Source organism: Exilibacterium tricleocarpae (assembly GCF_007004655.1).
GTDB classification, from domain to species: Bacteria; Pseudomonadota; Gammaproteobacteria; order Pseudomonadales; family Cellvibrionaceae; genus Exilibacterium; species Exilibacterium tricleocarpae.
Window position 1 is genome coordinate 1 of the sequence record NZ_ML660095.1, and the last position, 14,217, is coordinate 14,217.

The window sequence follows — 14,217 nt, forward strand, 5'->3', positions numbered from 1 at the left end:
CAGTGATAGTTCTCACCAAAGACCAAAGGCAATGGAAGATGCCACCAGGGATGTTGACGGTTGTTAAGGACGTAAACTGATACCAGGGAGATCGCTGTGTCAATTATGTCAGGGAATGAACGCTAACGGCTGGGACGGTGTGAGCGTCATCATGGATAAGGCGTACGAGGGTGATGAGACCCGTCAGTTGATTCTGGATTTAAAAATGACGCCTATCGTGCCTCCCAAAGTTAATCGTGTGACACCTTGGGCGTACGACAAAGAAATGTACAAGAAGCGGAACGAGGTAGAGCGCCTGTTTCGACGCCTGAAAGGATTCCGAAGAATCTTTAGCCGATTCGACAAGCTTGATGTGGTTTTCAGGTTTTTCATTAACTTTTCACTGATCGCCGACAGGCTGATTAGTGTGAACAGGCCCTAGTAGCTTTGACGGATATGTAGAGAGTGTTCAAAACTCATTGTCAACCAAGATTACAGCGCCATGTGATCGTCCAGTCGCCCCTCAGTAATAAATCGCCAACTGTGATAGCGTGAGATTCCAGTTTTGTACTGAGTGCGCAGTGGGTCATTCCGTCAGCGGAATCACATAAAACAACACGGCAAAGAAATGCAGCGTGCTGCCGGTCAGGACAAACAGATGCCAGATGGCGTGGTGATAAGGGAGGCTGCGCCAGAGGTAGAACCCCACCCCACCGGTATAGGCCAGCCCGCCGATCAGTAGTAACAGCAACCCGCCGGTTTTGACGTTGGCCAGCAGGGGTTTGATGGCGGTCAACACCACCCAGCCCATCAACAGGTAAAGCGTGATGGAAGCAGCGCGGTAGCGCCGCAGCGATGTCACCTCCAGCAAAATGCCCAACAGCGCCAAGCCCCAGATAACACCGAAAATGGACCAGCCCCAGGGGCCGCGAATATTGACCAGCGCGAACGGAGTATAGGTGCCGGCAATCAATATAAAAATGGCGATATGGTCCAGAATGCGCAGCACCGGTTTGACCCGGGGCGTCTGGATACTGTGGTAGAGCGTCGAGGTGGCATACTGAAAAATCAGTGAAAAGCCGAAAATGCTGCAACTGACGATATGCCACACATTGCCGTAGATACTGGCGAATGCAGTGAGTACGCCGAGACCGCCGATCGACAGCAGGATGCCGACACCGTGTGTGACACTGTTGGCGATCTCTTCGCCGAGGGTGTAACGCGGTACTGCTGTCGTCATAATGACTACTCTCCGGTGGCGACGGACGGTTTACAGGCCGTGATGCCGGTTACGGTTTGCCGGGCGGTTAGTTTGAGTGTAGCTGCAATATACGGGCTGCTCCCTGTTGCAGCCAAGTTAAAATATCCGTTCGGTCACGCGCTGTAGTGCTTGTTGTGTCAACTTTTGTGCAAGCAATCGAGTCGGTAAAAACCTGTTATGCATCGGTACGCCTGCAACTGCAATCGCCTCGCGGATCGGACTTTGCCCGGCCCGATTTGTTGACACACGGGGATGGTATCCACCGGCACCTGTTCGTTCAGGTGCCGGTGGAGTTTACCATAGGCTGACCCGGGCGAGTCAGCGCCGGCCGATGGGTAATAATGCCGTATTTCCATGACAGTTTGGCTGCCATGGGGTCGCATTCGGGGACAGTTCTGGCGACCCCGGCCTGCGACTATCCTTCCCCGGCCGGCGGGCGGGTTTACAACCGGCGTCTGACCGATAGGTCGCAAAATGGGCGTGGCGCCCGGTGCCGGTCCCCGAGCTGAGCGAGGCCCGGCGATAACAACGGGCTTAGCGCGCTTTCAGGCGGTACAAGGCGCCGATAAAGGCCAGGCCCAGCGCAATACCCACGGCATTGGCGAGGATATCCTGCGGACTGAAATGGCGCCCCGGCACCCAGTGCTGGGCCATATCCAGCAGTGCCGAGTAAACCAGCAATGCCATTGCCCCCTGCGCACTCAAGCGCAGCGGCGCTGCGGTGCGCACCCCTGCCAGGGCGATTTGCAGGGACAGGGTCAGTACCAGCCAGCAGACCACGTGCAGCGCTTTATCCCAGATCGACACAAATACCGCGCCGGGACTGGGAGTCAGGTGCAGATAGCTGGCATAGCTGAGTAACAGTAGGAACTGGGCGTTTCTGAGCGCCCCCGATATCGGTCTCACGGACCCTCCTGCATAAATCCCGCTCCCGCAAGCTCCAGACGTAGATTCGGGGTGCGCTTTGAGAGACTTGTAGCCATAAAAGATGTATAACGTGACATTCGTAGGGCAGTTGCGAGACAGGATTATACAAACAGTTATAGGAAATAGGTCATAAACGCCACTGTGGGGTTTTCAGGGGGGCCCATAGTATCAGCGCAATGACAAGCAAACGAGTGAGGGAATGCTTTGAATGAATTGACAGCTATATTATCGGCGATGGTGGCCCGGTCTGCCTCAGATCTGTATATCAACGTGGGTGCACCGCCGACGATCAAAGTGGAGGGTTCGCACCATCGGATGGGCAGCGAAAACCTGAGCGCAGAGCGGGTGCAGGCGTTGATCGACGGGGTTCTCTCCGAGCGGCAACGCCGCGATTTCGAACGGGATATGGAGATGGACCTGGGCATGGAGTTTCCCAAGGTGGGCCGTTTCCGCCTCAATGTCTACCGGCAAAAAGGGCTGCCGGCGATGGTGGTGCGATACATCAAAGACACTATCCCGTCGATCAGTGAGTTGGGGCTGCCCGAGGTGCTGCACGATCTGGCGATGCAGGAGCACGGGCTGTTGTTGGTGGTGGGAGCCACCGGCTCCGGCAAATCCACCACCCTGGCGGCGCTGATCGACCACCGCAACCAGAACCGGACCGGGCATATCCTGACCGTCGAGGACCCCATTGAGTTCACCCACAGGCACAAGCGGTCTCTGGTGAGCCAGAGAGAGGTGGGCATAGATACCCGCAGCTATGCCGACGCGCTCAAGTACGGTTTGCGGGAGGCGCCGGATGTGATCATGATCGGCGAAATTCGCGATGCCGATACGGCCATGCAGGCGCTGCGCTATGCCGAGACCGGCCACCTGTGTATCTCCACCATGCACGCCACCAATGCCAACCAGGCGCTGGACCGGTTTATGAACTTCTTTCCTGCTGCCGCCCAGCGGCGAGTGCAGCAGGACCTGGCCCATCACCTGGTGGCGATTCTCAGCCAGCGGCTGGCGGTGGGCGTCGACGACAAGCGGGTGGCGGTGGTGGAAATCATGATGCGAACGCCCCATATCGCCGAGCTTATCGATAAAGGTGAGACGGACAAAATCAAAGAGGCGATGGGCGGCGGCGCCAACGGCGAGTGTCAGACCTTTGATGATGCGTTGTATAAACTCATCGCCGAGCGGCGCATCAGCAAGGCAGAGGGGCTGCGCCTGGCCGACTCGCGTATTAACCTCAACCTGCGTCTGCGTCTCGATGGCAAGCGCCAGCCCGATAACGCCGGCACGCGCACCAGGCACTGGTTCAGCAAGACCGCCGATTTCAGCCGTTATAAGAAAGTCAATGTACGGGCCAGGAAGACCAGCCTCGAGCGGCGCCCCGAGATGGAAAAAATGTTGACCGCCGCCATCAAGCAGGCGGCTGTGGACCGCGGTTACCACATCGATGAGAAGGCGCCCGATATCGTGCTTCACTATGCGTTCGGGCTGCGCCAGGACGGTTTGCGCCAGGACCATTTACCTCAAAACCACTCACCTCAAAACCATTCACCTCAAAACCATTCACCTCAAAACAAAGGGCTGGATATCGACGGCGGCCAGGCCGAGCCGGTCCCGGGCGCCGACTCGGCGCTGGCCAAAGGCGGGCTGGCGATCCAGGCCAAGGAGGTGCGCAGTGGCGAGGTGGTGTGGACCCTGATTGCGCCGCGTCCCCTGGGGGAGCAGTTAAAGGGGCAACAGGAGCTGAATACTGAGATATCGAATCTGCTGGGGTCGCTGCCGGTGGCGGGTAAGGCCAAGCTTTAGTGCTTTGACCAGAAACTATTTTCACTTCGGTGGCACTGAGGTCTCGATCCGGGTATCGCCCTTCGGGACCTTCGCCAGCAGGGATGCTGGCGTAGAGCTTACAGGGAGGTATTCACAGCGTGTCCCGAAGGGCGATACCCGGATCGAGACCGTGTCGGCTAGGACACCAAAACCCGTTTTGAGTGAAAATCTTTATTTGTCAAAGCTCTTCAGGTGGTGCCCCGCGTTGACAACGACGGTTTAGCCAGTTGCCTCCGCCGCTGGTGTCAGCGGCGGAGCGAATCAACGCCCGGCGGGGCTCGTCAGGCTTTCGGCCCCGCCGCTTCAATTTCCGCAGCGACATTGAACTTCTTGATATTTTCCGCAAACAGGCCGGCCAGCTTTTGCGCCTGCCGGTCGTAAGCGTCGTCGTCGTTCCAGGCTTTGCGGGGGTTGAGGTATTTGCTATCGACGCCCTCTACTGCGGTGGGGATGGCCAGATTGAGGGCCGCCAGGTGCTCGGTCGGCGCGTTTTCCAGCGAGCCGCTCTGGATGGCGGCGACCACCGCCCGGGTGACGGGAATCGGGAAGCGTGAACCCTTGCCGTTGGCGCCGCCGGCACCGCCGGTCCAGCCGGTGTTGACCAGGTAGACTTTAGCGCCGAATTCCTCGATACGTTTCATCAACAGGTCGGCGTACTCGCGGGCCGGACGCGGCATAAACGGCGCACCGAAACACGTGGAGAAAGTGGGGTGAATACCGGCCTCGGCACCCAGTTCGGTGGAGCCGACCCGGGCGGTATAGCCCGACAGAAAGTGATAGGCGGCGGCCTCTTTACTGAGCACGGACACCGGCGGCAGCACGCCGGTGACATCGCAGGTCAGGAAGATGATGTTGTTGGGCTCGCCGGCGCGGTTCTCCGCCACCCGCAGTTCGACGTGCCGCAGCGGATAAGAACAGCGGCCGTTTTCGGTGAGGCTGGTATCGCTGTAATCCGGCTGCCGCCGTTCCGCGTCGTGCACGACGTTCTCGACAATGGAGCCGAAGCGAATGGCATCCCAGATCACCGGTTCGTTTTTGCGGCTCAGGTCGATGGTTTTGGCGTAGCAGCCGCCTTCCATATTAAACACCATGCCCCTGCCCCAGCCGTGTTCGTCGTCGCCGATCAGGAAGCGCTCCGGGTCTGCCGACAGTGTGGTTTTGCCGGTGCCGGAGAGGCCGAAAAACAGGCAGGTATCGCCGTCTTTACCGACGTTGGCCGAGCAGTGCATGGGCATCACGTCTTTTTCCGGCAGCAGGAAGTTTTGCACCGAGAACATCGATTTTTTCATTTCCCCGGCGTATTTCATGCCGGCCAACAGCACTTTGCGCTGGCCGAAGTTGATGATTACCACGCCGTCAGAGTTGGTGCCGTCGCGCTCGGGGTCGCAGGCAAAGTCGGCGGCGTGCAATATGCGCCATTCCTCTTTGCCTTTGGGGTTATAGGTGTCCGGATGGATAAACATATTGCTGGCAAACAGGCTGTGCCAGGCCGTTTCGGTAGTGACTTTTACCGGCAGGTAGTGATCCGGGTCTTCGGCCACGTGCAGGTGTGATACAAAATTGTCCACCGCTGCCAGGTGAGTTTCAACCCGTTCCCACAGGCGGTCGAACTTGTCGGCGGGGAAAGGTCGGTTCACCGGACCCCAGTCGATACTTTCGGCGCTGGAGGGTTCCTCGACGATATAGCGGTCGGCGGGGGAGCGACCGGTGCGTTTACCGGTAGTGGCGACCAGGGCACCGGTGTGGGCGAGCTTACCCTCATTGCGGGCAACTGCTTCCTCAACCAGTTGTGATGGGCTCAGATCGGCAAAAACAGTTGCCGGTGTCTCTTCGTGTGTCATTCGTTATTGTCCTGTCAGCTTGTGGCCAAGTTAATACATATCCCGCCGCCTATGGTTGGCAACTTTGGGAGCACTGAACCCCACTGAATGGTAGTTCCTCGGGGTGAGTTATCGGGGGGAGCCATTATGTCAGAAAAGCCCCTCTGAATCGATTCGATGGGGGCTATGGTGGTTATTAATTTGACTTATGTCGGCAGCGGCGATCACGATTTGAAGTGCGTTCTTCAGTGCAGCGTGCGGGGTTGATCGCCGAACAGTGTCTCGACTTCCGGCGGGCCGAAGCGGTACCGTTGATTGCAGAACTGGCAGTCGATGGTGATGGCCTGTCGCTCCGCCAGGATGCGCCTGGCCTCTGCCTCGCCCAGCGCTTTCAGGGCATTGGCACTGCGCTGTGGCGAGCAACTGCAGGCGAAGCGTACCGGTGCCGGTGCAAACAGCCGCACCTGTTCTTCGTTGAACAGCCGGTAGAGCAAATCCCCGTGGTCCAGCTCGAGCAGTTCGCCCGTGGTTACCGTGCCGGCCAGATGGCAGGCCGTTTCCCAGTGCCGGCGGTTGTCCTCCTCGGAGGCATTGACCTGTCGCGGCAGGGCCTGCAACAACAGGCCGGAGGCCCGTTGCCCGTCGGCGGCCAGCCACAGCCGGGTGTCCAGTTGCTCCGACTGGTAAAAGTAGTGCTCCAGGCAACCGGCGAGGCTGTCGCTGTCCAGGGGCACTATGCCCTGGTAGCGCTCGCCCTGCTCGGGGTCGATGGTGATGGCCAGCACGCCCTTACCCAGTAGTTGGCGGATATTGGCAGTATCGAGGTCGGCCAGGTCACCATCGTCGGCTGCCAGCCGGGCGATCCCGCGCAGGTTCTGGTGGTGTGTGCACTCGGCCATCAGCAACGACACCGGCCCTTCGCCGCGGGCCTGCAGCGTCAGGATACCGTCGAATTTGAGCGTGCTGGACAGTAGGCTGGCGGCGGCCAGGAACTGGCCCAGCAGATTCTGCACCACGGTGGGCAGGGGGTTGTGGTTGAGCACCTCCCGCAGACTGTGTTCCAAGGTCACTACCTCGCCGCGGATGTCTGTATGGTCAAATAAAAAGCGGTGCATCTGGTCTCTGGAGGGCATGGGAGAGTTCTCACGGCATAGTTTTTATAACAAGGGTTTTACGCTAAAGTTTTTTCCGCCGGCATTTTTTTCAACCCGATCTTTTACAGTCGGGCCGTCTTGGTAAGGCTTCAATCACCGGTGTCTCGCAGCCGGTCTTTATTAACGCGGCCCTGGCAAAAAGTGTTGGCGGTAAGGCTTTTAATAATAGGGGGACACTGATAACTTAATAACTTGGCTGGCCAGCCAAGTTATTAAGTTATCAGTGTCCCCTTCCCTTCCTTCCCTTCCTCAACTACTGAGTTTTAAGTACTGGATTTTGACTGCTGAATCTTAAGTAAAAGGTTTTAGCAACAGGGTTCTAGAAACAAGTTTCCGGCGACATAAGGACTCCGACTAAGTGGGGCTTGCCCCAGGGGTTTCAATCCCCCTGGCCAAAGCCCCCGGGTGCTTTGGCTTACTAGCCGCAATACTGATTGATCTCCGCCTGCAGCTTGGCCTCCCGCTCCTTGCGCTCGCGCTCGCTGATATTGTAAGGCTGGCCGTTTTCATCGACAAAATAAACCCGCCCGCGCAATACATCGAGCAGTTTGCGCGCCCGTTTGCAGTCCTTGTCGTGCTGTTGCCGCCGGGTCTGGCGCTCCTGCGTCTGGCGCTGGCGCAGCGCCTTTTCCGCCGCCGTCTCCTTTGGAAACACGTCCCCGAGTTTTTGGTTCTGCTGGGTGCTGTCGTCGATATTGGTCTTGGAGACCGCCTCGGAAATGTCTTCCGCGGCGGCTTTGCCCTGGGGTTTGCGATCGCTGAAATGGACTTTGCCATTCTCGTCGACCCACCGGTACACCTCCGCCGGCGCCCACAGCGGCAGTGCCACCAGCACCAGCAGGCCAAGTCTTGTTTTCAAACTGTGGTATGCCATCTTATTGCCCGCCCCGGTCTAATCGGCTGCCTGTTGCTCGAACAGTCCGACGGAGTGACTGCCCGGAATCCGGTACAGCTCGAGGATCTCCGGCTCCGCCGCCAGCGCCTGCTGGTGGTCTATAACCAACTGGTAGCCATCGTCGTCCTTAAAAATAACATGATCGGCGGTGTTGTTGCGCAGCAGCTCGCTGAAGCTCTGGAAGTCGCGGATCGGCGTGCCGTTGATGGTGTCCAGAATCCAGTTCTTCCAGTCGTGGTAGCCCAGGTTCACGTCTGCCGCCAGCACTTTCAACGCCACCACCAGTTCGCGCTGTTGGTTGGAACTCCAGCGGTTGCGGGCATGGAGAAAATCCACCGGCGCCTTGCTGTGCCAGTCGCGCCCCCAGCGTTTGATCAGGTTCATGTTCAGGGGCACAAAGACGATGCCGCCATAGATATAGTAGCGCGGCACCTGATCGAACTGCTCGTTTTGCACCAGGCTGTAACTGGTGAGGCGCTCGCCGGCGGTCAGCTCGATCTCTTTAATCTCGCCGTGGCGGGAGACCGTCAGCTCGATCTTGTCGCCGATGTGGTACTGGTCGATGGCGTGCTTGAAATTGGTACGCTGGTCGGGCCGGAACTCGATGGTGCGGTCATCGGCGATGGTAAAACCGTCGATGGCGAGAATAACATCATTGACCTGCAACCGGCCGCTGGCGGGGGACTTGTCGAATACCTTGGCGACCAGGGCGCCGGTTTGGTCGCGGTTGAGGTTATAGGCGTTTTTCATCGCCGGGCTCTCCAGGTTCTGGGTGCGAAAACCCAGGTCCGGAAAACCGTGGTGGAAGCCGTCGGTCGCGTCTTTAAGTACATGGCGAATAACGCTGGGTGGCACGAAGTAACCCAGGTTCTCGGCCCGGCCGCTGGTATTGGCCTGCATCACCACGCCGACGATCTTTTGGTCGACGATGACCGGGCCGCCGCTGTTGCCGGGATTGATCGCCGCGTCTATCTGCCCGGCCAGCAGAAAGGCGCCGCTGTGAGCGTAATACTGGTGTTCCACCCGCGACAGAATACCCTTGGTGATACTGAGGGCATTGCCGCCAAACGGGTAACCGAACACGGACACCTCCTGCAGCGGGTCGGGCAGCTTGCCCAATGACAATGGGCGCAGTCCGTCAAAAAACGTCTTGTCGTCGACTTCGAGAATGGCCAGGTCGGCTTCGTGGGAGATAAATGCCACCCGGGCCAGGTACTTCTTCGGATCGCCGTTTTTCTGCGCCTGGATATAGCGCGCATCGGCCAGCACATGGGCGTTGGTCAATATTCGCTGGCCCGAGATAACCGCGCCCGAACCGCTCGACTGTTTGGGGTTGAGCAGGCGCCAGGGAGTAAAGTAGTCCGGCGGGGCCGAGGTGGTGTAGATCTTCACCACCGCGCTTTTCAGCCGTTTTATCTGCCGCTCGGTATCGGCCATGGCACTGACGCAGGTCAGTGTTAAAAGGGCGGCAACAATAAGCTGAATTCTCTTCATCGCAGATCCTTGATTGACAATATGTAATTGAATATAGATTAATTATGTGGTTCGGCCGGTCATCGCGGCTATTCATCGGCAGTTCCGTGACCCTGTTTGTTGACAAACTGGTGTATCTGGCGGCGCTCCTTTTTGGTCGGCCGGCGCTCGCGCGGCGGATTGACGCCGCGCTGTGCCTTGCGCTGCTCGGCGCGGGCCTCCCGTGCGGCGATACTCGCCTCAGTCTCGCGGTACAGGGCTGCCGCCTCGGCGGCGCCGCGACGCTGGTCGGACAGGGCCAGTACCACCACGGTTTTTTCATCCCAACCCTGCCGCAGCGTTATTATTTGATCGACAGCAATATCCTTGCTGGGTTTCACTTTGTGGCCGTCGGCGTGCACCTTGCCGCCTTCGATGGCCTGTTTGGCGAGGCTGCGGGTCTTGTAAAAGCGGGCGGCCCATAACCATTTGTCGATACGTACTTTTTCCATCGGGCGTCTGTCTTAGGGGTGGCTGTCGTTCGCGCGCCGGCGCTCAGTGAGATTGTTCGGGGGCCGGCGGCGGCATGATTTCGTCGAAATGGTCGATGGCCGGGTATTCGGTGATCTGCCGGTGTTCGCTGCGGCTGTCGGGTTGGTGGATACACAGCAGATGGGCGATGCCGAAGCGCTCGGCCGAGCGCAGCACCCGCAGTGTGTCGTCGATAAACAGGGTGCGCGCCTTGTCGAAATGCTCCCGCTGCTGCAACTGGTGCCAGAAGGCCTGGGCCTCCTTGGGTTCCTGGAATTCGTGAGAGGAGATCACCATATCCAGCCAGCGGTCGATGCTGGTGATCTCCAGCTTGATATCCAGGCTCTGGGGGTGGGCATTGGTGATCAGAATAAGTTTTTTGTCCAGTGCCTGCAGACGCTGGAGAAAGTCGCTGACAAAGGGGCGCACCTGGATTTTGTCTTTGACTTCGTGCTTCAGCTTGACGATGTCGATTTTCAGAAAGTCGCTCCAGTGCTCCAGACAATACCACTGCAGGGTACCCTCATGGGCCCGGTATTGAGCCGCCAGTTGTCGATGGGCGGTGTCCAGGTCGACACCGTGGGCCTCGGCGTAGCGCCTGGGCAGATGGGTCAGCCAGAAGTAGTTATCGAAATGCAGGTCCAGCAGGGTGCCATCCATATCCAGGAGCACGGTGTCTATATGTTGCCAATCTATCATTTGCTTGTTGTGCCCTAAACTTTCCATGGTCGCATTCCGCTGAGGGTGCGCGGTCCGGGTGCCGGTGTGGCAGGGTGATTATCAACAAGCATTGTGCTAAATACCAGCCTCTCTATAATAGCCGTCCCGATCTTGCCCCCCGGCCCCGATCCGCACAGGAACCTCCGATGACTGATACGGCCCTGATAAACCAGGTCATACAACTCTGCCACCGCGCCGGCGAGGCGATTCTCGACGTCTATAACCACAGTGCGGGCTTCGATATCGATACCAAGGCTGACGACTCACCGGTCACCGAGGCCGATCTCGCCGCCCACCGCATCCTCGAGTCCGGTCTCAGCGAGTTGCTGGCAGGCGTGCCTGTGTTGTCGGAGGAGTCCAGTCTGCCGCCGTTCGCCGAGCGCTCCCGCTGGCAGCGTTACTGGATTGTCGATCCGCTCGACGGCACCAAGGAGTTTATCAATCGCAATGGCGAGTTTACGGTGAATGTCGCGCTGATCGAAGCGGGCCGGCCGGTGCTCGGCGTGGTGTATGTACCGACTACCGGTGTCACCTACGGCGGCGCCGATGGACCGGGCGCTTTTAAAGAAGTGGACGGTAACAGGCAGGCCATCGCTGTGCGCTCAATCGAGGCCCGCCGCAGTGCCGGTCTGCCCGTGTCGGTAGTAGCCAGTCGCCGTCACGGTGCCAGTGCCGTGGATCAATTGCTCGATAAGATAGCCGCCGCCTTTGGTCCGGTTGAGACCACCAGTATGGGCAGCTCCCTGAAACTCTGCCTGGTGGCGGAGGGGGCGGCGGATATATACCCGCGCCTGGCGCTGACATCAGAGTGGGATACCGCCGCCGCCCAGGCAGTGGTGGAGTGTGCCGGTGGCCTGGTGGTGGATACTGACTTCGCGATTTTGCGCTACAACACAAAAAAGGACATATTAAATCCGTTTTTCTACGTTTTTGGGGATAAAGACGTGGACTGGCGTGGGATTCTTAGCTAGGGTAGAGAGCCGGGTCGGAGTTGTGTCAGCTGACTCTCGATGGGTTTTATGGTCGTTTAGATGTCGTTTAACAGGTGTTTGATGGTCATTTGATAGCTGTTTGTGATAGCTGTTTGACAGTTATCAGGTGTCGCCAGACGTTGTTTACAGTGGTGTGAAAGTTTTATAAATCAGGCGTTTGAAGCGCGGGCCGCTTGCCTGTGTCAATATATTGACTATGCTTCGAACTGAGATAACTGCATTACCTCCAGAGGTATAAGATGCGACGTTTACGGGCGGAACACGTTGGTGTGAGCTTTCAGAGCATTAACCAGGTCAAAGAGCAGTTGATTCGCGAAATCACCAATCTGGAGCGCCAGCTCGAGCATATGCGGGTCAACGACGATACCGTCAACTTTTCTATGGTCCAGACTTACAAGGAAATGATCCACTCGCGCCGGGAAATGATGGCGCACCTGCCGCGCAGCACCTGAGCAACGGCAGGCTCGGTCCGGCCTGGTCGGCAGTCCCAATCCCATGGGCAAGCGTTCGCCTGCCTTAGTTTCCCGCCACTGGCGTTGATTGTGTGGCACCCGGCTTTCCCTCATCTGCTCCTTTGGTTCCCGTCGCTGCCATTGATGTCAGCAGGTCGAGGCTCCAGGGTTTTGCCGAGGCGGGATTGATCAATCGGGCCGTCCTGTTGGGCGTCCTACCACTCTCCCGTGTTGGGCATCGACTGCCAGGGCTCAGCGGGCGGCAGCGAATCGCCTTTTTGCAGTAATTCTATCGAGATACCGTCCGGCGAGCGGATAAAAGCCATATGGCCATCCCTGGGTGGGCGGTTAATGGTCACGCCGGCCTGTTGCAGGCGTTCACAGAGGGCGTAGATATCGTCTACCCGGTAGGCCAGGTGGCCGAAGTTACGCCCGCCGGTGTAGGTTTCGGGGTCCCAGTTGTAAGTGAGTTCCACCATGGGGGCATGTTTCTCGCGGGCGCTCTCGGCGTCGCCGGGGGCGGCCAGAAAGACCAGGGTAAAGCGTCCGCTTTCGCTGTCTTTACGGCTGATTTCCACCAGTCCCAACTGGTCGCAGTAGAAATCCAGGGCTTGTTCGAGATTGGCGACCCGCACCATTGTGTGAAGGTATTGCATATGAGGCTCCTTAAGATACAGGTAAGAGGGGCAGGTAACTGCGTGCGCACATTTTAAGGGCTATGTGGTCCGACTACCAAACCTCCGGACATGTAAAGACTATATGGCTGTCCACAAGTTCTCGCCTGTGACATCGTTGTTTTCACGTTGTTAACCGCCCGGTAAGCGATGTCGGATTTGCCAGACGGCCGGATGTTTACAACCTAAGCGGGGCAGGTATTGCCAATGATCCGCAAGAGCCGGTCAAACGTATAACCCTGGCTGGTTTGAATAGTGAAGTCGGAGATCATCAATATGTTTGGCCTTTTTTCCTCCAATCCTGTCAAAAAACTCAATAAACGCTATCACGTATTGTTACGGGAGGCGATGGAAGCCCAGCGCTCGGGCGATATTCGTCTCTACTCCGAATTGAGCGAAAAAGCCGATTTCACTCTGAAGGAGATTGAGAAGGCGAAAGAGGGTACGCCCGAAAAGTGATTGAGAGGCTTGGCCAGCCCCCACTATCTCGTCACTACTGCGGGCAGCACACCAAACCCTCCACCGCAAAGCGGCCATTTAGATGAGAATCGACCCTTGCCAAAGGAGGCGTTCCGCTTTCGCACAGATAGCCGGGGCTGTGTATTCTGCCGTCGCCGATGTCACCAATGACCAAGCCACCCATTTCGTCGCACTAAAACGGCCCGTCCCCAGTAGTCCACACTCTTTTACGAAAGATGTTTACCAAGACGAAGTGCCGGGCGCACCTTTAAATGGACCCTCGATATTGCTTGTAATCCAACCGCCGTAAAAATCCCCGGCTTGCGCAATGACCTGTTCTTCATTGACAAAGCAGGCATCGACTTTCGAGGCGTAAAAGCTCACATGGTCTTTGATAGCTGAAAAGGTCGATGAAGGCTGTTGGTAAGTCCATGCCCCACGCATAATCACTTTGCCATTGATCTGCAGATCGAAATAGCTGGCAATTCCCTTCCATTCACAAAATGTTTGATGGTCGTTTTCCTTCAGTATATCCATATTGACATCTTGTGGTGGGAAGTAGTAAGTGGGCGGGTGTGATGTCTCCAGTGTGCGATAAGCGTGTGTCGTGCGCGCGAGAATCAGGCCGTCATGTTTGACCGTCAAGGCACCTTTGAAAGGTTCGCATATGGCGGGCCTGGGGTAGTCCCACACATTTTCCCGTTTCGATACTTTTGTCATCGGATGACCTATGTCGAGTTGATGGTATGCGATTTGAACGTATCACGACGGCCCAAATCGTGCTGGTTGGCATCTCCTCCTGCGAAAATAGCTGTTGCAGGTATTGTAGAGTAGGGCTTGTGGCTAACACAGAACCCCTTGTCCTAATTGAATTTTTCCTTGCACATTTAACTTTTGCCGGTCTTGTGGTCATGTGCCGTAGGATTTCCCCGCAGACTTATATTTTCTGTCAACGAAAGATTATCCAGTCGCCAAGGTTTACCGTTACAAGTGTCATAGTTCTTACAGTCCGCCGTGCATCCCCTGCAGGGCAGTCTTGTATTCGGGTAACGATTATGCTTAGAAATGTTACCA

Annotated in this window: 15 protein-coding genes; 5 read left to right on the plus strand and 10 right to left on the minus strand. The window is 57.3% G+C overall.

Going from position 1 to position 14,217, the window contains the following annotated elements; all coding sequences use genetic code 11:
* Positions 1-94 precede the first annotated feature (94 nt).
* Entirely contained in the window at positions 95-421 is a 327-nt protein-coding gene (locus FKG94_RS14560; RefSeq protein ID WP_425460050.1) for a transposase, read from the plus strand.
* A gap of 144 nt (positions 422-565) precedes the next feature.
* On the opposite strand, the gene trhA is transcribed toward FKG94_RS14560, so the two are convergent.
* Positions 566-1,219, minus strand: coding sequence for a PAQR family membrane homeostasis protein TrhA (trhA, locus tag FKG94_RS14565; RefSeq protein WP_142905079.1), 654 nt, complete (start codon positions 1,217-1,219; stop codon positions 566-568).
* 555 nt (positions 1,220-1,774) lie between these two features.
* Positions 1,775-2,146, minus strand: coding sequence for a VanZ family protein (locus tag FKG94_RS14570; RefSeq protein ID WP_142905080.1), 372 nt, complete (start codon positions 2,144-2,146; stop codon positions 1,775-1,777).
* A 225-nt stretch (positions 2,147-2,371) separates the two neighbouring features.
* Between FKG94_RS14570 and FKG94_RS14575 the strand changes: the two genes are divergently transcribed.
* On the plus strand, positions 2,372-3,973 hold the full coding sequence (locus FKG94_RS14575; RefSeq protein WP_218943541.1) for a PilT/PilU family type 4a pilus ATPase: 1,602 nt from the start codon (positions 2,372-2,374) through the stop codon (positions 3,971-3,973).
* 302 nt (positions 3,974-4,275) lie between these two features.
* On the opposite strand, the gene FKG94_RS14580 is transcribed toward FKG94_RS14575, so the two are convergent.
* The 6 genes from FKG94_RS14580 to yrfG all read right to left on the minus strand — a co-directional run bounded on the left by FKG94_RS14580 (position 4,276) and on the right by yrfG (position 10,545).
* Positions 4,276-5,835, minus strand: coding sequence for a phosphoenolpyruvate carboxykinase (locus tag FKG94_RS14580; RefSeq protein WP_142905081.1), 1,560 nt, complete (start codon positions 5,833-5,835; stop codon positions 4,276-4,278).
* Positions 5,836-6,059: 224 nt separating this feature from the next.
* A complete protein-coding gene (hslO, locus tag FKG94_RS14585) occupies positions 6,060-6,947 on the minus strand; it encodes an Hsp33 family molecular chaperone HslO (RefSeq protein WP_142905082.1) in 888 nt (295 codons plus the stop codon).
* Positions 6,948-7,386: 439 nt separating this feature from the next.
* Positions 7,387-7,827, minus strand: a complete 441-nt coding sequence (locus FKG94_RS14590) for a DUF4124 domain-containing protein (RefSeq protein WP_179957657.1) — start codon at positions 7,825-7,827, stop codon at positions 7,387-7,389.
* Between the two features lie 33 nt (positions 7,828-7,860).
* Entirely contained in the window at positions 7,861-9,357 is a 1,497-nt protein-coding gene (locus FKG94_RS14595) for a S1C family serine protease (protein WP_246125175.1), read from the minus strand.
* 68 nt (positions 9,358-9,425) lie between these two features.
* Positions 9,426-9,827 (minus strand): RNA-binding S4 domain-containing protein, encoded by a 402-nt coding sequence (locus FKG94_RS14600; protein ID WP_142905084.1) that lies wholly within the window; start codon positions 9,825-9,827, stop codon positions 9,426-9,428.
* A gap of 43 nt (positions 9,828-9,870) precedes the next feature.
* A complete protein-coding gene (gene yrfG / locus FKG94_RS14605; RefSeq protein WP_142905289.1) occupies positions 9,871-10,545 on the minus strand; it encodes a GMP/IMP nucleotidase in 675 nt (224 codons plus the stop codon).
* Positions 10,546-10,712: 167 nt separating this feature from the next.
* Between yrfG and cysQ the strand changes: the two genes are divergently transcribed.
* Both cysQ and FKG94_RS14615 read left to right on the plus strand, forming a co-directional pair.
* On the plus strand, positions 10,713-11,537 hold the full coding sequence (gene cysQ, locus FKG94_RS14610; RefSeq protein WP_142905085.1) for a 3'(2'),5'-bisphosphate nucleotidase CysQ: 825 nt from the start codon (positions 10,713-10,715) through the stop codon (positions 11,535-11,537).
* A 290-nt stretch (positions 11,538-11,827) separates the two neighbouring features.
* Positions 11,828-12,010, plus strand: a complete 183-nt coding sequence (locus tag FKG94_RS14615; RefSeq protein WP_142905086.1) for a hypothetical protein — start codon at positions 11,828-11,830, stop codon at positions 12,008-12,010.
* A 215-nt stretch (positions 12,011-12,225) separates the two neighbouring features.
* Here FKG94_RS14615 and FKG94_RS14620 read toward each other — a convergent pair whose 3' ends face one another.
* On the minus strand, positions 12,226-12,666 hold the full coding sequence (locus FKG94_RS14620; RefSeq protein WP_142905087.1) for a VOC family protein: 441 nt from the start codon (positions 12,664-12,666) through the stop codon (positions 12,226-12,228).
* Positions 12,667-12,960: 294 nt separating this feature from the next.
* Here FKG94_RS14620 and FKG94_RS14625 point away from each other — a divergent pair, with 294 nt between their 5' ends.
* Positions 12,961-13,143, plus strand: a complete 183-nt coding sequence (locus tag FKG94_RS14625; RefSeq protein ID WP_142905088.1) for a DUF6435 family protein — start codon at positions 12,961-12,963, stop codon at positions 13,141-13,143.
* Positions 13,144-13,383: 240 nt separating this feature from the next.
* Here the strand turns inward: FKG94_RS14625 and FKG94_RS14630 are convergent, their stop codons facing one another.
* The gene (locus tag FKG94_RS14630) at positions 13,384-13,863 is read right to left on the minus strand and encodes a DUF427 domain-containing protein (RefSeq protein WP_142905089.1); all 480 of its coding nucleotides are present in this window, start codon (positions 13,861-13,863) and stop codon (positions 13,384-13,386) included.
* Positions 13,864-14,217 lie beyond the last annotated feature (354 nt).